This window comes from Streptomyces sp. NPDC001373 (genome assembly GCF_042895815.1).
Lineage (GTDB): Bacteria > Actinomycetota > Actinomycetes > Streptomycetales > Streptomycetaceae > Streptomyces.
The window spans coordinates 20,463-39,985 of the sequence record NZ_JBIAWQ010000016.1 but is presented as its reverse complement, the minus strand read 5'-3'; the positions used below and the strand labels follow the sequence as shown (position 1 = coordinate 39,985).

Below are 19,523 nucleotides of genomic sequence, written 5' to 3'. Positions count from 1 at the left end.
GCCGAGCGGGCCTGGGCCGGAGGGGCCCGGGCTCAGGGCGCGGAGCCGTCGGCGCGGCCGGCCTCCCGGGCCGCCCACTCCACCCGGTCGCGGTGCTCCCGCCACCAGGCCGTGTCGCCGGGGGGTGTGCACGCGCCGTCGACGCGCAGCCCCGTGGCGGCGTCCACGAGTTCGCGGACGATGTCGGCGTGCCCGGCGTGCCGCCCGGTCTCGGCGATCATGTGCACCAGGCTCCGGTGCAGGGTGGTCTCGTTCCGGGTCCCCCACGCCACCCGGCCGACGGAGCCGAGGTCCAGCGACTCGATCGTCCGGTCGGAGTGGGCCCACACGGTGCGGTAGAGCCCCGTGATCTGCTCGCGTGACTCCTCCGGGGTTGGCCCACAGGTCCGCGTTGGGATCGGCGGCTCCCGTGATCCACAGCCCCGGCGCCTCGAACGGCCTGCCGAAGGTCGCGCCGAAGTAGAGGACCTCGGCACTCGGCAGGTGCTTGACCAGGCCCAGCAGGTTGGTGCCGGTGGGGGTCAGGGGGCGGCGCACGTCGTACTCGCCGAGCCCTTCGAGCTTCCACAGGAGGGCCTCGCGGGCGTCCTGGAGGTACACCCGCAGGTCTTCTTTGGGATCAGGTCCGGTCATGGGGCGAGTCTGCCGGGCGGAGGACCGTCGGCCATCCGGTCTTCGGGCCGCCGCCCCCACGCCCACGCCGGCTGACGGTCCCCGCGGACGCGAAGACGGCCGGGCCGGGTCCCTCGGGGACCCGGCCCGGCCGTCGTACGCGCGGGGAGGAAATCAGGAACGCTTCTGCGCGTCCTTCTCCGCCTTCTCCGCCCGCTTCTCCTTGATGCGCACGGCCTCCTTGCGGACCTCTGCCTGGGTGGCGCGCTCCTTCTGCAGCCACTCCGGGTTGTCCTGCTTCAGGGCCTCGATCTGCTCGGTGGTGAGCGCCTCCGTGATCCCGCCGCGCGCGAGGCCGGCGATGGAGACGCCCAGCTTCGAGGCGACCACCGGGCGCGGGTGCGGTCCGTTGCGCCGCAGCTCCACCAGCCAGGCGGGCGGCTCGGCCTGGAGTGCGTTCAGCTCGGCGCGCGAGACCACGCCCTCCTGGAACTCTGCGGGGGTGGCCTCGAGGTACACACCCAGCTTCTTCGCCGCGGTCGCGGGCTTCATCGTCTGGGTGCTCTGGTGCGACGTCATGCTCCAAGGGTATCGAGCATGTGCGCGGTCTCCGACCACGCCCGGTAACCTTGCGGGGTGACAGGCTCGGATGCATCCCCTTCCTTCCGGCTCGCCTACGTCCCGGGAGTCACACCCACCAAGTGGGTGCGGATCTGGAACGAGCGGCTGCCCGACATCCCGCTGACCCTGGTCGGCGTGACCGCCGGCGAGGCGTTCGCCGCGCTGCGCGGCGGTGACGCCGACGCCGGGTTCGTCCGGCTGCCCGTGGACGGTCCGGACCTCAGCGCGATCCCGCTCTACACCGAGACCACCGTCGTCGTGGTCCCCAAGGACCACGTGGTGGCCGCCGTGGACGAGGTGTCCACCGAGGACCTGGCCGACGAGATCGTGCTGCACCCCCTGGACGACGTCCTGGGCTGGGAGACCCCGCCCGGCAAGCCGGCGTTCGAACGGCCCGCCACCACGGGGGACGCGATCGAACTGGTGGCCGCCGGCATCGGCGTCCTCGTCGTCCCGCAGTCCCTCGCCCGCCTGCACCACCGCAAGGACCTCACCTACCGGACGGTGACGGACGCGCCCGCCTCCCGGGTGGCGCTGTCCTGGCCGGAGGAGAAGACCACCGACATGGTCGAGGACTTCATCGGGATCGTCCGGGGCCGGACGGTGAACAGTTCGCGCGGCCGCCAGGCCACGCCCCCGCAGCCCAGGCAGGAGCGCAAGGCCGCCCCGGCGAAGAAGACGGGCGGCAAGCCCCGGACAGCCGGGAAGCCGGCGGCGAAGTCCGGCGGCAAGCCGACCCGCGGCGGCGCGGCCGCCCCCAAACGCGGCAAACCCCGCCGCCGCCCGTAGCCTACGGCGCCGGCGGCCGGGCCGGGCCTTCCGGCGCCGGACCGCCCGGCTCCCCGAGGGACGCCGGTTCGCGGAGGGTGACCAGCCGGTAGGCGGGAGCGCGCTTCGGCCGGCGCTCGCCGCCGCGCAGCCCCCGCGCCTGCCGGACGGCCGCGTCCACGAGCGCGGCCACCAGCGGGTTCGCCCGGCGCAGCCGCAGCAGCTGGTCGGAGCGCAGGCCGACGATCGCGGCGGCCGCGCCGACGTGCCCGCCCCGGGCCACGGACTGCAGGAACAGCCGCAGGCCCAGCGCGCCGATCCGCCCCCGCGCCGGCCCCCGGTGCGCCGCGGCCAGGGCCGTCGCCGCCGCGAGTGCGGCCTCGAAGGCGGGGTCCTGGCCCCGCCACCCGGCGAGCAGCGCCTCCGGGATCCCGGCTGCCGCGGCGCAGCCCGCCGGGCCCAGCCCCATCGCGGCCGCGTGCACGGCGCGGGCGCGGCGGTCGTCGTTCTCCGCCTGCAGATCGGGGTGCGGGTCGAGCGCGGCGGCCAGGGCCCGGTCGACCTCCTCGGCGGCGGTGAGACCCGCCACCAGGTCCCGGGCCCACTCCCGGCGGCGCTCCGGCTCGTCCTGTGCCCGCTCGTCCACTGTCCGTGCGCCTCCCGCCCGGCTCCTCCGGGTCTCCTGGTCCCATTGTGCGGCCGCGGCGGACCCGCGCGGAAACGTCCCGGCAGGCGGCCGGTCCTCGCGTTGCGCGGCCGGGAGCGGGCGGGCAGGGTCGGTGGGGCGACTCCCCCGCAGGAAGGTCGGACCATGCCCATCGCCACCGTCAACCCCACGACAGGCCAGACCCTGCGCACCTTCGACGCGCTCGACGCCGACGGCATCGAGCGCTGCCTGGACGAGGCCGCGCGCACGGCCGCCTCCTACCGGCGGACCACCTTCGCCGAACGCTCCGCGCTGCTGAACCGCGCGGCCGGCCTCCTGGAGGCCGAGGCCGAGGACGTCGCCCGCACCATGACCATCGAGATGGGCAAGCCGCTGGCCGCCGCCCGCGCCGAGGCGGCCAAGTGCGTCAAGGCGATGCGCTGGTACGCCGCCCACGCCGAAGGCCTCCTCGCCGACGAGCACCCCGCCGACTCCGACGTCCGCGACGCGGGGGCCTCGTCCGTCCGGGTGCGCTACCGGCCCCTCGGGGTGGTGCTCGCCGTCATGCCGTGGAACTTCCCGCTCTGGCAGGTCGTGCGGTTCGCGGCGCCCGCCCTCATGGCCGGGAACGTGGGCCTGCTGAAGCACTCCTCCAACGTCCCCCAGACGGCGCTCTACCTGGGCGGCCTCTTCGAGCGGGCCGGCTTCCCGCGGGGCTGCTTCCAGACCCTGCTGATCGGGTCGGGCCCCGTCGAGGGCATCCTGCGCGACCCCAGGGTGGCCGCGGCCACCCTGACCGGCAGTGAACCGGCCGGGCGGGCGGTGGCCTCGGTCGCCGGGGACGAGGTCAAGAAGACCGTCCTGGAACTCGGCGGCAGCGACCCGTACATCGTGATGCCCTCCGCCGACATCGCCCGCGCCGCGAAGACGGCCGTGACGGCGCGGGTGCAGAACAACGGCCAGTCCTGCATCGCCGCCAAGCGGTTCATCGTGCACACCGACGTCTACGAGGAGTTCGCCCGGCTCTTCACCGAGGGCATGGCGGGACTGACCGTCGGCGACCCGATGCAGGAGTCCACGGACGTGGGCCCGCTGGCCACCGAGGGCGGCCGCGCGGACGTGGAGGAGCTGGTCGACGACGCCGTCCGGCACGGGGCCACGGTCCTGTGCGGGGGCCGGCGCCCGCCCGGGCACCCGGACGGCTGGTTCTACGAGCCCACCGTGCTGGCCGACGTCACCCCGGCGATGCGGATCGACCTGGAGGAGACCTTCGGGCCCGTCGCCACCCTCTACCGGGTGGGCAGCCTCGACGAGGCCGTGGAGCGGGCCAACCACACGCCGTTCGGCCTGAGTTCGAACGTCTGGACCCGGGACGGCGACGACCTGGAGCGGTTCGTCCACGAGCTGGAGGCCGGCGGTATCTTCGTCAACGGCATGACGGCCTCCCACCCCGCCCTGCCCTTCGGCGGCGTCAAGCGGTCCGGTTACGGGCGGGAGCTGTCCGGGCACGGCATCCGGGAGTTCTGCAACATCACCACCGTGTGGCAGGCGGCGGATCCGGCCTGAGCGTCACGCCTCCATGAGGCCCTGGACATGGTCGGTGATCATGTCCAGGAGCCCCGCAGCCGCCTTCTCGTCGCCGAGGACCAGCAGGGCGAGGGTCAGCCCGTCCGTCATCGCGGCCAGGTAGCCGGCCAGCACGCCGACCGGGACCCGGGGCCGCAGGCCGGTGTCGCGGCCCAGCTGCCGGATCAGCTCCTCGTACGTGTCGCGGTACAGGGTGTACTGGCGGCGCGCCAGGTGCTCGAACCCCGGCTGGCGCAGGGCGTACTGGGTGAGCTCGTACGTCAGCATGTGCTCGCCGGGCTGGGCGCACACGTGGTCCCAGTACGCCTGGAAGCCCGCCCGGATCGTCTCGCGCAGGGTGGGCTTCGGGCGGATCGCCTCCCTGACCACCGTGATGTAGTGGGCGGTGATCGTCTCGATGACGGCTTCGAGGAGGGCCTGCTTGGAGTCGAAGCAGTAGTGGAAGACGCTGAGCGACACCCCGGCCTCGGCGGCGATCGACCGGGTCGTGGTGCGGGCGACGCCGTCACGGGTCATGGCGCGGATCGCGGCCTCGGTCAGCTGTGTGCGCCGCTCCGCGGACGGCATCCGGGCCATGGGACCGGGAACCCCTCTCGTTCACGAGGCCGGAGCGGGGGCCGGCCGGTCCGGCCGGCCCCCGCGCCTCAGCTGCTGAAGACGCCGACCTCGTGCAGGGAGTAGCCCCACTGGGTGGCGCGCTGGACCCCCTGGACGCGGAGGTAGCGTGCCGTCACGCCGTCGAACCGGGCCGTGTCCAGGCCACCGTCGCTGTCGGTCGTGGACCAGACGGTCTGCCAGTCCGAGCCGTCGGTGGACGCCTCGATCCGGTACGCCTTCCCGTACGCGCGCTCCCAGTCCAGGGTGACGCGTCCGATGCGGTGCGCGGAGCCGAGGTCGATGCGCAGCCACTGGTTGTCGTTCCACTCGCTGGCCCAGCGGGTGCCGGAGTCGCCGTCCACGGCCCGGGCGGGGGAGTAGTCCACGAAGGGGTTCCACCACTCCGAGGTGGACGCCGAGGCGGACGCGCCGGTGGCGAGGTTGACGCTGCCCTGGTGCTTCTCGGACGCGCCCCAGGTGGTGAGGTAGGACTCGGCGCCCTTGAACAGGTCGTCGACCACGTCCTGGCCGCCGACCAGCCGGATGTCCTCGATCCAGTCGGGGACCAGCCCGTAGTGGGCGGCGCCGTCGGTGTTGAGGTCCCAGGTGCGTTGCCCGGCGGTCTGCCGGTCGATGACCGAGCCGCCGTCGGTGCTGCGGAAGGGGTACTTCACCGGGTTCGGGGTGTTCGCGCCCCGGGGGCCGGGCCAGCCGCCGACGCCGTTCATGTCGGTGCCGTAGCCGTAGCCGACGTGGTACTTCTCGCGGAGCGCGTCCGTGCGCTTGGCCTCCGCGCTGAACGCCTCGGAGCCGCTCATGTACTGGGCGGCGAAACCGCCGAGCTTGTAGAGGCGCTCGGTCCAGCCGAGGTCCATCCAGCTGTGCGAGGAGATCACGCCCGGGTACGACTCCGACTCCAGGATGTCGAAGGCCCGGCCCGCGGCCTTGACGCTCATGTGGTCGACCTCGAGCATCATCTTGCGCTTCATCATGCCGCGCACGGCGTACTCGCCGAGTTCGGTGAGCCCACGGGTGTTGCACCGGGCGCCGGCGGCGTACGTGGGCACCGCCACGCCCGCCGGGAGCTCCTTCTGCGCCGCGGGAGCGGGGGCCAGGCCGATCGGGTTGTCCTTCTGCGGGCCGGTGCACTCCTCGGTCTTCCAGAAGGTCCCGGTCGACAGGAACTGGCCGACGTTGATCGCGGTGCCCAGGGCGCCCTCGTCGAACCGCACGCCGCACAGGGCGTTGTCGAACTTGTGGCACAGGAACATGCTGCGCACGCCCAGCTTGTACAGCTCGTCCAGGCCCCGGTCGATGTCCTCCTTGGAGCACTGCGCGACGTCGAGGATCTGCTTGCAGCCAAAGGGCTCGGAGGTCTCCACGCCCATGACGACGGCCAGCTTGCCCTGCTTGATCACCTCGCGGGCCTGGTCGGAGCCGGTGACGATCCGGAACCAGCCCTTTCCGGGGCCGCCGTACATCTTGTCGATGAACGCCTGCATGTCGTACGTCTTCTGCGCCTCCAGGCGGATGGCGGTCATCTCGTCGCAGCCGCGGTCCTTGAAGAAGTAGACCGAGCAGATCACCCCGTTGGTGACGAGGTCGTTGACGAGGACCCGCTGGCCGCCGCGCCAGGCCCGTTCGACCCAGGCGTAGTAGTTCTGCTGGTGCGTCAGCGAGTCGTGGGCGGGCCAGTCCTTGAAGGTGGGCCAGCCGTTGGGGTCGTGCTTGCCGTCCCCGCCCTTGGTGATGAAGTCGAAGACGGCGAGGGTGCCGTCGGGGTAGTGCTCGGGGCAGTCCTTGAGGGCGTCGGCGACGCCCATCTCGGAGAAGGGCTTGCCGCAGATCAGCCGGCCGCCGAAGCCCTCGTTGGACATCAGGTGGTCGTGGGCGTCGACGAAGCCGCGGACCTTGCCCTGGGCGTCGGTGCCCTTGAAGGGTTCCCCGGACACGTTGATGTCGGAGTCCGGCTGCGGCCGGGCGGTGGGGTTCCACCAGCCGGGATCGGCCGCGGAGTCGGCGAGGGAGGCGGGCGCGGGCCCGAGCACCATCGCGAACGCGGCGATCAGGAGCGAGAGGAGCGCGAAGGGACGCCGGCGCCGGTGGCGCGGGCGTGGGGGAGGGTGAGGGGTCAAGGTGATCACTCATGCCTTCGGTCGGCGGAGAGCGCGGTCGAATCAAGGCATGATTTGTCATGCCCCGCACAACAGAGGGCATGAGAATCGCTACTGGCGCGTAAGGAGTCAAGAGTCCGGGACGCTTGACCTGATGGGCCGTCGGATCCCGGCGGACGCTCAGGGGTGGAACTCCTGGAGGAGGCCAAGGGGAACCGGCCCGTCGGCGAGAGCCCCCGCACCGACGGTTTCGAGCCAGCCCGATTGACGCGGCGCGGCCGTGGCGTGGCCGGTATACGGCGAGACGGCACGGCCCGGCTCCTAGAGTCGGCCGCATGAGCGAATCGAACGACAGCAGGGGTTTCGGAGCGCACTCCCGGCGCGGGGTGCTGAAGGCGGCCGTCGTGGGGGCGGGGGCGGTGGCCGGTGTCGGGGGCGGCGGGGGCGTCGGGCACGCCGATGAGCGGCGCTGCACGGCGCCCGTGTTCGTCCTCGTGCACGGGGCCGGCAGCAATTCCTACGGCTGGGCCCCCGTCCTCGCCGAGCTGGGGCTGCGGGGGCACAAGGCGGTCGCCGTCGACCTGCCCGGGCACGGGCGCGGGGCGTACTACCCCGCCTCCTACCAGACCCCGCAGAACCTGGAGGCGCTGCGCACCGAGCCCTCGCCCCTCGGGAAGGTGACCCTGGACGACTTCGCCGAGCACGTCGTGGGCGTCGTACGGCGTGCCTCCCGCCTCGGTTCCGTGGTCCTGGTCGGCCAGAGCATGGGCGGGGCGACCCTCAACGCGGTCGCCAACCGGATCCCCGAGCTGATCTCCCACCTGGTGTACGCCTCCGCGTTCTGCGCGACGCGGCACACCTCCGCCACGCACCTGATGTCCACCCCTGAGGCCTCCACCAGCGCCCTGTTCCGGCTGGAGCCCGTCAGGACCCCGCCTGAGCTGGGCGTCAACCGGGTCAACTGGCGTTCCGGCGACCCCGCCTTCTTCGCGGCGGCCAAGGACGCGCTCGCCGCCGACTGGCCCGACGACGCCGTGCGGGCGCTGATCGCCACCCTGGAGCCGGACGAGTCGACGGCGATCGGGAACGCCGACTCCCGGGGGCTCCCGGAGACGTGGGGGCGGGTGAAGCGCACGTTCCTGCGCTTCACCCGGGACCACTCGATCCCGCTCGCGCTCCAGGACCTGATGATCCGTGAGGCGGACGAGACCACCCCGCGCAACCCCTTCCGCGTCCGCTCCCTGGCCGCGCCGCACGCCGGACCGCGGGACGCGGCGGTGTGGGCGGACGAGCTGGAGCTGGCGGCCGGCGCCTGCCGCTGACCCGGCCCCGGCGCGGGCGCGCGGGGGCCGGCCGGTCCGCCTATCGTCGAGGTATGAGCGAGACCGTGGTCGTGTACGAGTACGACCGGCCGGGCGGCGAGGGGTCCGTCCTGCGCGTGCACGCGGCGCCCGCCGCCCCGGGCCGCAGCTCCGTACGCGGCCCCCGGACGCTCTGCGGCAGGGACACCTTCGCCATGGAGACGGCCCCCCGGCAGCCCTCCGGGGAGCCCGGTGCGCCCTGGTACCCGCAGGAGTACGCGGACCGGGTCTGTCCCGCCTGCGCGGACGCCGCAGGGTAGGGCGGGCGCAGGGGGGTCAGCGGCCCGGGGCCATGTCGTACGTGACCCACATGGTGCGGGTGGCCACCTGGTCGTACTTGGACCGGGCCCGGTGGTTGTCGTCGGCGGTGATCCACCGGACGACGCTCCAGCCGCGCTCCGCCGCGCGCTCGCGCAGGGCGCCGAGCAGCAGGTCGGCCGCGCCGCAGCCGCGGTGTCCGGGGGCGACGAACAGGTCGTCCAGGAAGCAGCCGGTCGTCGCGGACAGCGGGCGGGCGAAGGGGCGGTAGTGGGCGAGGCCGACGAGCCGGCCCTCGGCGTCCTCGGCCACCAGGGCGCCGACCTCGTGCGCGGGGTCGTTGATCCAGGCCCAGACGGTCCCCGCGGCCTCCTCGGTCTGCTCCACCCCGTAGAAGTCGGCGTAGCCCCGGTACAGGGCGCGCCACTGGGCGAAGTCCCCGGGCTGGGCGGCACGGACCAAGATGTCGGACATGTCTGGGATCTCCTGGGATCGGGGCTCGGGAACCGATCATGCCGGAGCGCCCGGCGGCCCGTGATGCGCCGCCGTGTCCAAAGCCGGGCCGCCGTCCTGACGCCGTGGACAGGGGCGGACGCGGTGGAGCCCGGTCCGGCGGGTCGCCGGGCCGGGCTCCTGGACGGTGCCGCGGGTCGGTCAGCTCACCCGGAGGGTGACGTCGTCGACCACGAAGGAGGTCTGGAGGGACTGGTCCTCCACCCCCTGGAACCGCAGGGTGACGGTCTGCCCGGCGAACTGGGAGACGTCGTAGCTCCTGAGCACGTAGCCGGGTCCCGCGTCCACGTTGGACAGGGTCTCCAGGGTCTGGCCGCCCACCGATACGGTGAACGTGTCGTAGACGGTGTTCTCGGTCTCGTCGGTGTCGATGTGGAGGGAGAAGGCGAGGCGGGCCGAGGAGCAGCCGGCCGGGAGGGTCAGCGACTGCGAGGCGCTGTCGGTGCGCGGGGAGCCCCAGCCGTTGAGCCACGCCATGAAGGCGCCGCCGTGCGGGGTCTCGCCGGCCTGGTTGGTGATGACGCCGGAGGTGGCGCTCCAGGGGGCGGCGCCGTTCTCGAAGCCGCCGTTGGCCACGACCTGGGCCGGGGTGCAGCTGCCGCCGCCCCCGCCGATGGCCAGCGTGTACGTGGTGCTGTGGGTGGTGGAGCCGGTGCCGGTCACGGTCAGGGTCGCCGTCCCGGGGGCGGTGCCGGCGGCCACCTGGACGGTGAGGGTGGAGGACTGGCCGGACTGCACGGAGGACGGGCTGAGGGTGGCGGTGACGCCGGCCGGGGCGCCCGAGACCGTCAGTGCGACGTTCTGCGGGCTGCCGCTGACGGTGGCGGTGTTCACCGTCGAGGTGACGCTGCCGCCCGGCGAGGCGGTACCCGCGGCGGGGGAGGTGGAGAGGGAGAAGTCGGAGGCCGGGGCGGTGCCGCCGACGGCCTGCTTCCAGATGGCGTAGGCGACCCCGTCGGCGCTGCGGTCCAGGACCGTGGCGTTGATGTTGCCGGGGGTGTCGCAGGAGCTGTGGTAGCAGGAGTCGTACGCGGCGTTCGCGGTGCCGCCCCACTTCGCGGCCTGCGCGGAGGTCTTGCGGGCGCTGGCGCCGGCCGCGTAGCCGGAGGTGGGGATGCCGGCCTGCTGGAAGGAGTAGTCGTCACTGCGGCCCTGGCCCTCGGTGTTCTCCTCGGGGGCGAGGTTCAGCGAGGTCCAGTACGCCTTGAGGGGGGCGGCCGTGGTGGAGTTGACGTTGTTGATGAAGTAGCCGCCGTTGGGCGAGCCGACCATGTCGAAGTTGTAGTAGCCCTTGATGGCGGCGCGCTGGGCGCTGCTCAGCCCGCCCACGTAGAACTCGGAGCCGTTGAGGCCCTGCTCCTCGTCGGTCCACCAGGCGAAGCGCACGTGCTTGGTCATGGTGGGGTTCTTCTGGGCCAGCACCAGGGCGTTCTCCAGCAGGGTGGCCGAGCCGGAGCCGTTGTCGTTGATGCCCGGGCCGGCGGAGACGCTGTCGAGGTGGGCGCCGAACATCACGGTCTGGTCGTCGGGGCCGCCGGGCCAGTCGGCGATCAGGTTGTTCGACGGGTAGGTGCAGGAGGTGCAGGTCTGCTCGGCGACGGTGTAGCCGACGGCCTGGAGCCTGCCCTTGATGTAGGCGAGGGACTGGGTGTGGCCGCCGCTGCCGGCGCGGCGGTTGCCGCCGTTCTGCGTGGCGATGGTGCCCAGCTGGTTCAGGTGCGCCTGGATGTTGGCCGCGCTGATGTCCGGCGGGGTGGCGGGGTCGGGCTGGCCGCCGCCGACGGTCAGGGCGTAGTCGGCGGTGTGCGCGAGGGAGGCGCCCTGGCCCTTGACGGTGACCGTGGCCGGCCCGGCGGCCGTGGCGGAGCTCGCGGACAGGGTCAGGGTGGAGGACTGGCCGGACTGCACGGTGGCCGGGTTGAAGGAGGCGGTGACCCCGGCGGGCAGGCCGCTCGCGGTGAGGGTGACCTGCTGGGCCTGGCCGGTGGTGGTGCTGGTGGCCACGGTGGTGGTCACCGAGGCGCCCTGCTGCACGCTGCCCGACGCGGGGGCGAGGGTGAGCGAGAAGTCGCCCTGGCCGCTGGGGGTGCAGGTGGGGTCGCCGGACTGGGCCGGCACGCTGATGGCGTCCCAGGCCGCCTTCGTCCTGGTGAACAGGTCGCAGGAGGCGTCGAGGGTCTTCGCGGAACTCAGCGTCGCCGTCCGGTACTTCTTGTAGGACATGCTGCTGGTCTTGAGCAGCATGCCGCCGTAGAAGATCTTGCCGGCGTTCTGCACGCCCACGCCGGTGACCGTGGACTGGTTGCAGGTGCTGCTGCCCGGCTTGCCGCCGCCGGGGTTGCTGCCCTCGGCCAGCAGGTAGAACCAGTGGTTGAGGGGGCCCGCGGCCGCGTGGACCTCGGTGCCCGGTATCGCGGAGCTGTAGCAGGACGGGTCGTTGTTGACCGCGGAGGGGTTGTACATGTTCCGGATCGGGCCCCGGCCCTGGAGGTTGATCATCTCGCCGACGGTGTAGTCGGGGGTGTCGTACGGGGCGGGCTCGTTGGCGTACGCCTCGGTCAGCGCGCCGAAGATGTCGCCGGTGCCCTCGCCCAGCCCGGCCTCCTGGCCGCTGGCGCCGCCGGGGGTGTTGGTGTCGATGGCGTGCCCGTACTCGTGGCCCACCACGTCGATGCCGGCGATCCACTCGTTGGCGCTGTTGTGGCCGATGGTGACCGAGCTGCCGTCCCAGTACGCGTTGAGGTCGCTCAGGCCGACCTTGCCCGGGAAGCTGCGGCCGTTGCCGTCGACGCCGTTGCGGCCGAGCCACTGGCGCAGCATGTCCCACTGCTTCTGCGCGGCGAACATGAGGTCCGTGCACCCGGTCTCCTTGGAGGTCGGGTTGCCGGTGCCCCAGGAGTCCGAGGACTTCGAGAAGACGGTGCCGCTGCTGTAGTCCGCGCAGCTCAGACCCGGGCGGTTCGGGTCGCGCAGGGAGTAGGTGCCGCCGGAGGCGGTGGTGTCGATCGTCAGCGGGCCGGGACCGTTCCACTCGCTGCTGCCGCTGCCCGCGACGACCTCGTCCCAGCGGTCGACGACCTTGCCGGTACGGGCGTCCACGAAAACGTGCAGCCGGCTGGGCGCCGACTTCGTCGACCCGGTCAGGACGGTCTCCCAGGCCAGCACCGGCCTGTCGTCCTTGAGCCGGACGACCAGCCGGCTGCTCTCCACCCGGTCCACCCGGGCCAGTTCGGCCCGGGACGAGGACTCGGCCGCCTTGGCGGTGACGGTCGGGGTGGTCGCGACGTCGATCACGGTCGAGGAGGCCGACTGGAGGGCGCGGACCCTGCCCTCCCCGTCCGCGAGGACGACCGCGTCGCCGCCGACGACCGGCAGGCCGCGGTAGCTGCGCTCGTACGCGACGGAGAACAGGTCCTGCACCCAGGGGGTGACCAGGCGGCGGTCGTACTGCTGCTGCGGCTGGTTGACCAGGCTGTCGAGGCCGCTGCGGACGGCCGCGTCCGCGGCGGCCACGGCCCGGTCGGCCCGCGAGGGCCGGGGCGGTACGGGATCCGGCTGCTGCGCGGCCGACGCGGTGCCGGCCAGCGCTCCGGCGAGGCTCGCGGTCAGCGCGAAGGCCGCCACGGACGCCGTCCATCTGGTGGGCTGCACGAGTCCACTCCGATCGTGTGTGGGGGGTGTCTGGCTTGCGCCGTCGCCGAGTATGAGCGTGGACATGGCGAGATTGGGACATCCCTGCGGGCATAGGGCCCGGGTTATGGTGCCGCGCGGTGACGCTTCGTAAGCTGCCTGGATGCAGCTGGAGTTGAGGCACCTGCAAGCCGTCTGCCGGATAGCGGAAGCAGGCAGTCTGGGCGCGGCCGCGCGCCGGCTCGGGGTCTCCCAGCCTGCGCTCTCCGCCCAGTTGCGCAGGATCGAGCGGGTCACGGGCGGCGAGCTCTTCGTCCGCGGCCGCAGCGGGGTGGAGCCCACCCCGCTGGGCCACTTCGTCCTCGCCAAGGCCCGCCGCGTGCTGGGGGAGATGGACGCCCTGGGGGCCGAGGCCCGCGCCCTGTCGGCGGACGCGCCCCTGCGGCTCGGCTGCATCCTGCTCGTCCTCCTGGACGGCCTGCTCGCCCGCACCGACCTGGCCCTGTCCGGGCGGGAGGTGGCGGTGGACCTGGAGACCTCGGTGACGGCCCTCGTGCGGATGCTCGGCGCCGGCCGGTACGACGCCGTCGTCTACGGGGAGGTCAACGACTACGAGGTCCCCCTGCCCGGCGGAGTCCAGGCCCGCACCGTCGTGCCCCGGGAGCCGTTCTGCATCCGGATGTCCGCGCGCCACCCCCTGGCCGGCCGCACCCGGCTCGACCTGGCCGACCTGGCCGGCGAGCAGTGGATGACCCTCGTCCAGGACGACGACGGCGGCCCCGAGGCCCTGATCGAGGCCTGCGCCAGGGCGGGCTTCACCCCCTCGCTGCGCTACCGGATCACCGACCGCAAGATGCAGCACGACCTGATCGCGGCGGGCCGGGCGATCTCGCTGAGCCAGCCCACCGCCCCCGCCGTACCGGGCACGGTCATGCGGCCCCTGGCCGGCACCCCGGTCACCGGCCGGATCCGGCTGGCCTGGAACCGGTCGTCGGTCTCCGCGCACCAGGCGGAGCTGCTCCACCGGGCGGCCGTGGAGGCGTACCTGGCGAACGTGGACAACAACGCCTTCCACCGGACATGGTGGGACGCCCACCCGGAAGCCCACCCGACCCTCGGCTGACCTCCGCCGCCGCCTCGCCTCCGCCCCCGCACCCCCGCCGCGCGCTCACGCGCTGTGCGCCCCTGATCGCGGGCGGTTGCCCCGCCACCCCCGCAGAGGACGCCGGGCCCGGTCGGGTTAGCATATGAGCGCCGCCTAGCTCGAAAGATAACTCTGTGACTGTCAACGAGGACTCGTTCAGCAACTGGAAGACCCGCGAGGAGATCGCGGAGTCGATGATCCCGATCATCGGGAAGCTGCACCGCGAGCGGGATGTAACGATCCTGCTGCACAGCCGCTCCCTGGTGAACAAGTCGGTGGTCAGCATCCTCAAGACCCACCGGTTCGCCCGGCAGATCGACGGCGAGGAGCTCTCGGTCACCGAGACCATGCCGTTCCTGCAGGCTCTCGCCGCGCTCGATCTCGGTCCGTCGCAGATCGACATCGGCATGCTCGCCGCGAACTACAACAGCGACGACCGCGGCCTGTCCGTGGCCGACTTCACCGCCGAGGCCGTCGCCGGCGCCACCGGCGAGAACAAGCTGGAGGGCTCCTCCGGCCGCGACGTCGTCCTCTACGGCTTCGGCCGCATCGGCCGCCTCGTCGCCCGTCTGCTCATCGAGAAGGCCGGCTCCGGCAACGGCCTGCGCCTGCGCGCCATCGTCGTCCGCGGTGGCGGCGAGGCGGACCTGGTCAAGCGCGCCTCGCTGCTGCGCCGCGACTCGATCCACGGCCAGTTCCAGGGCACGATCACGGTCGACGAGGCGAACAGCACGATCATCGCCAACGGCAACGCGATCCGCGTGATCTACGCGAACGACCCCTCCGAGGTCGACTACACGGCGTACGGCATCAAGGACGCCATCCTCATCGACAACACCGGCAAGTGGCGCGACCGCGAGGGCCTCTCCAAGCACCTGCGCCCCGGTATCGACAAGGTCGTCCTGACCGCCCCGGGCAAGGGCGACGTCCCGAACATCGTGCACGGCGTCAACCACGACACGATCAAGCCGGACGAGCAGATCCTCTCCTGCGCCTCCTGCACCACCAACGCGATCGTCCCGCCGCTCAAGGCCATGGACGACGAGTACGGCGTGCTGCGCGGCCACGTGGAGACCGTCCACTCGTTCACCAACGACCAGAACCTCCTGGACAACTACCACAAGGCCGACCGCCGCGGCCGCTCCGCGCCGCTGAACATGGTCATCACCGAGACCGGCGCCGCCTCCGCCGTCGCGAAGGCGCTGCCCGACCTCAAGGCGCCGATCACCGGCAGCTCGATCCGCGTCCCCGTCCCGGACGTCTCGATCGCCATCCTCAGCCTGCGGCTGGGCCGCGAGACCACCCGTGACGAGGTCCTCGAGTACCTCCGCGGCGTCTCGCTGCACTCGCCGCTGAAGCGTCAGATCGACTTCACCACCGCCCCCGACGCCGTCTCCATGGACTTCGTCGGCTCGCGCCACGCCTCGATCGTGGACGCCGGCGCCACCAAGGTCGACGGCGACAACGCGATCCTGTACCTCTGGTACGACAACGAGTTCGGCTACTCCTGCCAGGTCATCCGTGTGGTCCAGCACGTGTCCGGCGTCGAGTACCCGACCTACCCGGTCCCGGTCGCCTGACCGTCCCCCGGGAGAGCGTGCGCTCCGGTGCCCCGTCGACTTCGGCCGACGGGGCACCGCTCCGTTTCATCCGTTTTCATCCGTTCCCTAGGATGGTCAAGTGACCGACACCGCACTTCCCCCCTGCCCCGAATGCTCCAGCGCGTACGCCTACGAGATGGGCGCCCTCCTCGTCTGTCCCGAATGCGGGCACGAGTGGCCGCTCGCCGCGGCCGAGGCCGACGCCCCGCAGGAGCGGGTGATCAAGGACGCGGTCGGCAACGTGCTCGCCGACGGCGACACCGTGACCGTCGTCAAGGGGCTGAAGGTCAAGGGCCACCCGACCGGCATCAAGGCCGGCACCAAGGTGCGCAACATCCGCCTCGTCGACGGCGTCGACGGCCACGACATCGATTGCAGGATCGAAGGGTTCGGCTCCATGCAGCTGAAGTCCGGCGTGGTGAGGAAAGGCTGATTTCTGACTGACATCCCGCTCGTTTCCGCCCCCGTCCACCCCTGGTGGCCGGGGGCTTTTCCCTGCCCGGACCGGCCATGGGCGGAAGGAATCAGGCCGCCGTGGCCGGATGACGTGGAATCGCGTCCAGGAGCGGCGGGATTTCCCTTGTGTTCGAGCCAAACCCCGCACGGCTTCGGAAGCGCGGCCGGATCCCGGCTCTAGCGGCCCTTCGCGCCCTGGGTGATCCTGAGAACCGGGTCGGCCGCACCAGTGGCCGGATGTGAGCGATATCCGGCCGGACCGCAACCCGACGAAATCCGGCATTCCCTTCCGCCGCCCGCGCCGTTGCGCAGGCCTGCGGAATTCCGCCCCGTGCACCTTTCGGCTTTCGCTTCCAACTGAGGGAGACACACATGTCCGACACCGCGCGCACCCCCGAATTCGGCTTCGAGGACCTCGACCTGGACCTCGGCGACCTGACCGTCACCGCCATGCGGGACACGGTCGCGCTGCCCGAGGGCGGCGCCTCGTCGGGTTCCTGCTCCTGCCAGGCCTCCTCCTCCTGCAACAAGCCGCCGGTCATGGACTCGCCGTTCATCGGCTGACGACCCGCACCGCCGGCACCCGGACCATCGGCCTTCCACCAGAGGAGACATCCATGACACCCGGAAACCACACGCCCGGATTCGGCTTCGAGGACCTCGACCTGGACCTCGGCGACCTGACCGTCACCGCCATGCGGGACACGGTCGCGCTGCCCGAGGGCGGCGCGTCCTGGGGCTCGTGCTCGTGCCAGGGCTCGTCGTCCTGCGCGCAGCCGACCAGCCCGACCCCCGTGTAACCACGGACCGCCCACGACGCAGACCCGCTTCCCGCCGCGCCCCGAGCGCGGCGGGAAGCCCGCGCCACCACCCACAGGACGGGGACACCAGCATGCAGCAGCCACACGGCACGCCCGCCGGGGCCGGAGCCGACGCCCACCGGGTGTGGTCCGCGCCGTACGCGCTGGTCCGCGCCACCGTGCTGACCCACCCCGCCCAGACGGCCGACGCCGCCGGCTTCCGTGCCCTGCTCGCCCGGCTCCACCGGATCGACCGGCAGCTGATGCGGACCGCCGCACTCCTCTGCGACGACCTGTACGCCAGCCGTGGCGGCCACCCCGACACGCTCCACCGCGACGTGGTCCTCCCGCTGCGCCGCGCCCTGCACAACGGGCGCGAACCACGCCCCGCCCTGCTGGAACGCCTCGGCGACCTCCCGCAGCGCCTTCCCCGGCTCGCCTCCTGGCTCGACCTGCGTACCCGCCGCGCCGCCCTCCTCGCCGAACTCGCCCCCGCCGCCGGACGGGCCCTGGCCGCCGAACGCGGTGCCCTGGCCGCCCTGTGCCGCGAGCCGGCCCTCGCCAAGGCCGTCGCCCTCACGAGCGCAGACCTGCTGCGGGCCGTGCAGCGGGCGGGCACCGGCGCCCAGGACCGCAGGGCCCGCAAGGAGGAGCCCGCCGTCCTGCGCTACGCCCTGAGGGCCAGCACCAAGACCAGCCCGCTCTCCTGGTTCACCGCGGTCGGCTGGGGCCCCCTGTCGGCGGCCCCCGGCCGCACCGTCACCGCCTGGGGCCGGGAGGCCCTGTTCGAGGGCCCCCTGCACGCGGTCGTACAGCCCAGCCGCACCCTGGCCACCGCCCTCACCCTCGCCCTCCTCGACGCCCCGCACCGCAGGGCCGCCCTGCCCCACCGCATCACCAGCACCGCCCGGAGCGCCGGCGGGCGGGTGGCCTACTCCCGCGACCGGACCTCCTTCGCCGGAGGCCGCTACCTCGTGGCCGGCGAGGACGAGGCCGAGCTGCCCGCCACCGGTCCGCTGGGCCTGGTCACCGACCGGGCCGGGCTCCCCGTACCGCTGGAGGAGCTGACCGGGCTGCTGGCCGCCGCCCTGACGGGCGGGGGCGGCGACGGCCGGGCCGCCGCCGCCCGTTTCCTCGGCCGGCTCACGGAGGCCGGCCTGCTGGTGCCCGTTGACCCGGTCCCGCCACAGGACCCCGACCCGCTGGGCCGCCTCGCCCGGTGGCTGCGCTCCCTCGACGGCGCCACCCCCGAGGACCGGGCCGAGGACGCCGCCCAGGCCGACCGGCTCGCCGAGCTCGCCCGGACGACCGCCTCCTTCGCCGACACTCCCGCAGCGGACCGGCCGGCCCTGCTGGCCGGCCTGTCCCACCGCTGGAGCGAGGCGCTGGCCGTCGCCGGACGCCCCGTCCCGGGCGTGTCCGCACCCCTCAGCACCCTCTCCGAGGACGTCGTCGCCCCACGGCCCCTCGACCTCGACGGCTTCCTCGACGCCGGCGACCACGAGACGCTCGGCGAGGTCACGGCGCTGGCGGAGCTCTTCGACCTCGGCCACCTCGTGCGCCGGGTCGTCCGCGACCGCTTCGTCGCCCGTTACGGTGCCGGAGGCCGCTGCCCGGCCCCGTGGGAGTTCGGCGCCGAGATCGCCGACGCCTGGGAGACCGCCGGACGGCTCGCCGCCCTCGACCCCGCCGAGCCACTCCCCGCAGGGACGGACGCGCTGGCGCGCCTGCGCTCCGAGGCGGTGGCCGCCGTCCGGAACTCCCTGGACGCGGACCCCGCGGGAGCCGAGGAGGTCGTCCTGCCCCCGGACCTCCTCAAGGGCCTCGGCGAGCGGCTGCCCGACTGGGCCCTCGCCCGCCCGCTCAGCTACGCCTACTTCCTCCAGCGCGACCCCCGCACCGGGCGGCTGTGCGTCAACCACGTCTACGGCGGCTGGGGCCGCTTCACCAGCCGGTTCCTGGACAGCCTGGATCCGGACGCCACCGCCGAGGTGTCCCGGCAGATCCGGCGCGCCCTGGGCCCCGGCGCCCGCGCCGCCCAGATCCGCCCCGTCGGCGGGTTCAACGCCAACCTCCACCCCCTCCTCGTCCCGGACGAGATCGGCCCCGACCGCCGCTGGGCCTCCCTCGGCGAGGCCGACCTGGAACTCGTCCACGACGAGGCCGACGACCAGGTGCGCATCCGGCTGCGGAGCACCGGCGAACTCCTCGACGTGCTCTACCCCGGCTTCCTCTCGCCCGTCCTGCTGCCGCGCCGCCTCGGCGCCCACCTCGCCGACCAGCCCCACGGCGTGGTCGACCTCCGCCCGCTCGTCCCACGCGGCGCCCTCCCCGCGCCGGGCGGCGGCCAGGTCGTGCACACGCCCAGGCTGCGCCACCGCGACGTGGTGCTCCGCCGCCGGCGCTGGCTGCTGCCGCCCGACGCGCTGGAGCGGCTGCGCGCCGACCTCGCCGCCGGCGGCGAGGTCCCGGCGGAGGCCGCCACCCGCTGGCGCGCCGCCCTGGACCTCCCCGAGCAGGTCTTCCTGCACCCGGCCGACACCGCCCCCACCGGGCGCGCCGCCGCGGACTTCCTGACCCGCCTCGGCCGCCCCAAGCCGCACCTGCTGGACCTGGGCAACGCCCTGCACCTGCGCTGCCTGCACAGATGGCTCTCCCGCCACGGCGGTGGCGCCGTCCTGGAGGAGGCCCTGCCCGCCCCCGGCGGCCAGGACGCCCCGGCCCGCGCGGTCGAACTCGTTCTGGAGGTCTACCGGAGCGGACGGCGGCGATGAGGCGATGAAACGACCCCGGACGACGAAGGAAGGGAGTACGG

General features: G+C 73.3%; 16 protein-coding genes and 1 pseudogene. 10 read left to right on the top strand and 7 right to left on the bottom strand.

From position 1 onward, the window contains the following. Positions 1-32 precede the first annotated feature (32 nt). Both ACFY15_RS28350 and ACFY15_RS28345 read right to left on the bottom strand, forming a co-directional pair. A pseudogene (locus tag ACFY15_RS28350) lies at positions 33-633 on the bottom strand (DinB family protein). A 153-nt stretch (positions 634-786) separates the two neighbouring features. Beyond that, entirely contained in the window at positions 787-1,191 is a 405-nt protein-coding gene (locus tag ACFY15_RS28345; protein WP_390689707.1) for a DUF5997 family protein, read from the bottom strand. A gap of 57 nt (positions 1,192-1,248) precedes the next feature. On the opposite strand from ACFY15_RS28345, the gene ACFY15_RS28340 reads away from it, so the two are divergent. Beyond that, the gene (locus ACFY15_RS28340; RefSeq protein ID WP_390689708.1) at positions 1,249-2,022 is read left to right on the top strand and encodes a LysR substrate-binding domain-containing protein; all 774 of its coding nucleotides are present in this window, start codon (positions 1,249-1,251) and stop codon (positions 2,020-2,022) included. Position 2,023: 1 nt separating this feature from the next. On the opposite strand, the gene ACFY15_RS28335 is transcribed toward ACFY15_RS28340, so the two are convergent. Continuing rightward, the gene (locus ACFY15_RS28335; RefSeq protein WP_390689709.1) at positions 2,024-2,647 is read right to left on the bottom strand and encodes a hypothetical protein; all 624 of its coding nucleotides are present in this window, start codon (positions 2,645-2,647) and stop codon (positions 2,024-2,026) included. Positions 2,648-2,812: 165 nt separating this feature from the next. Between ACFY15_RS28335 and ACFY15_RS28330 the strand changes: the two genes are divergently transcribed. Further along, on the top strand, positions 2,813-4,213 hold the full coding sequence (locus tag ACFY15_RS28330; protein ID WP_390689710.1) for an NADP-dependent succinic semialdehyde dehydrogenase: 1,401 nt from the start codon (positions 2,813-2,815) through the stop codon (positions 4,211-4,213). A 3-nt stretch (positions 4,214-4,216) separates the two neighbouring features. Here ACFY15_RS28330 and ACFY15_RS28325 read toward each other — a convergent pair whose 3' ends face one another. Together ACFY15_RS28325 and ACFY15_RS28320 are read right to left on the bottom strand one after the other, a co-directional pair. Further along, positions 4,217-4,810 carry a TetR/AcrR family transcriptional regulator gene (locus tag ACFY15_RS28325; RefSeq protein WP_390689711.1) on the bottom strand — a complete coding sequence of 198 codons (594 nt, stop codon included), beginning with the start codon at positions 4,808-4,810 and terminating at the stop codon, positions 4,217-4,219. A 68-nt stretch (positions 4,811-4,878) separates the two neighbouring features. Continuing rightward, positions 4,879-6,882: a discoidin domain-containing protein gene (locus ACFY15_RS28320; protein ID WP_390689742.1), complete on the bottom strand. Its 2,004-nt coding sequence runs from the start codon at positions 6,880-6,882 to the stop codon at positions 4,879-4,881. 398 nt (positions 6,883-7,280) lie between these two features. Between ACFY15_RS28320 and ACFY15_RS28315 the strand changes: the two genes are divergently transcribed. Next, positions 7,281-8,267: an alpha/beta fold hydrolase gene (locus ACFY15_RS28315; RefSeq protein WP_390689712.1), complete on the top strand. Its 987-nt coding sequence runs from the start codon at positions 7,281-7,283 to the stop codon at positions 8,265-8,267. A 53-nt stretch (positions 8,268-8,320) separates the two neighbouring features. Beyond that, positions 8,321-8,566 carry a hypothetical protein gene (locus ACFY15_RS28310; protein WP_390689713.1) on the top strand — a complete coding sequence of 82 codons (246 nt, stop codon included), beginning with the start codon at positions 8,321-8,323 and terminating at the stop codon, positions 8,564-8,566. 16 nt (positions 8,567-8,582) lie between these two features. Here ACFY15_RS28310 and ACFY15_RS28305 read toward each other — a convergent pair whose 3' ends face one another. Then, positions 8,583-9,038 (bottom strand): GNAT family N-acetyltransferase, encoded by a 456-nt coding sequence (locus ACFY15_RS28305; RefSeq protein ID WP_390689714.1) that lies wholly within the window; start codon positions 9,036-9,038, stop codon positions 8,583-8,585. 180 nt (positions 9,039-9,218) lie between these two features. After that, the gene (locus ACFY15_RS28300; RefSeq protein WP_390826335.1) at positions 9,219-12,701 is read right to left on the bottom strand and encodes a M28 family peptidase; all 3,483 of its coding nucleotides are present in this window, start codon (positions 12,699-12,701) and stop codon (positions 9,219-9,221) included. A gap of 169 nt (positions 12,702-12,870) precedes the next feature. Between ACFY15_RS28300 and ACFY15_RS28295 the strand changes: the two genes are divergently transcribed. From ACFY15_RS28295 to ACFY15_RS28270, 6 genes are all read left to right on the top strand, one after another. After that, positions 12,871-13,830 (top strand): LysR family transcriptional regulator, encoded by a 960-nt coding sequence (locus tag ACFY15_RS28295; RefSeq protein WP_390689715.1) that lies wholly within the window; start codon positions 12,871-12,873, stop codon positions 13,828-13,830. Positions 13,831-13,985: 155 nt separating this feature from the next. Then, on the top strand, positions 13,986-15,431 hold the full coding sequence (locus tag ACFY15_RS28290; protein WP_042817582.1) for a glyceraldehyde-3-phosphate dehydrogenase: 1,446 nt from the start codon (positions 13,986-13,988) through the stop codon (positions 15,429-15,431). 100 nt (positions 15,432-15,531) lie between these two features. Further along, a complete protein-coding gene (locus tag ACFY15_RS28285) occupies positions 15,532-15,885 on the top strand; it encodes a zinc ribbon domain-containing protein YjdM (RefSeq protein ID WP_390689716.1) in 354 nt (117 codons plus the stop codon). A gap of 395 nt (positions 15,886-16,280) precedes the next feature. Continuing rightward, positions 16,281-16,472: a thiazolylpeptide-type bacteriocin gene (locus ACFY15_RS28280; RefSeq protein ID WP_390689717.1), complete on the top strand. Its 192-nt coding sequence runs from the start codon at positions 16,281-16,283 to the stop codon at positions 16,470-16,472. Positions 16,473-16,525: 53 nt separating this feature from the next. Beyond that, complete coding sequence (locus ACFY15_RS28275) at positions 16,526-16,708, top strand: thiazolylpeptide-type bacteriocin (RefSeq protein WP_390689718.1); 183 nt, start codon at positions 16,526-16,528, stop codon at positions 16,706-16,708. A 92-nt stretch (positions 16,709-16,800) separates the two neighbouring features. Further along, positions 16,801-19,482 carry a lantibiotic dehydratase gene (locus ACFY15_RS28270; RefSeq protein ID WP_390826307.1) on the top strand — a complete coding sequence of 894 codons (2,682 nt, stop codon included), beginning with the start codon at positions 16,801-16,803 and terminating at the stop codon, positions 19,480-19,482. Positions 19,483-19,523: the final 41 nt, after the last annotated feature.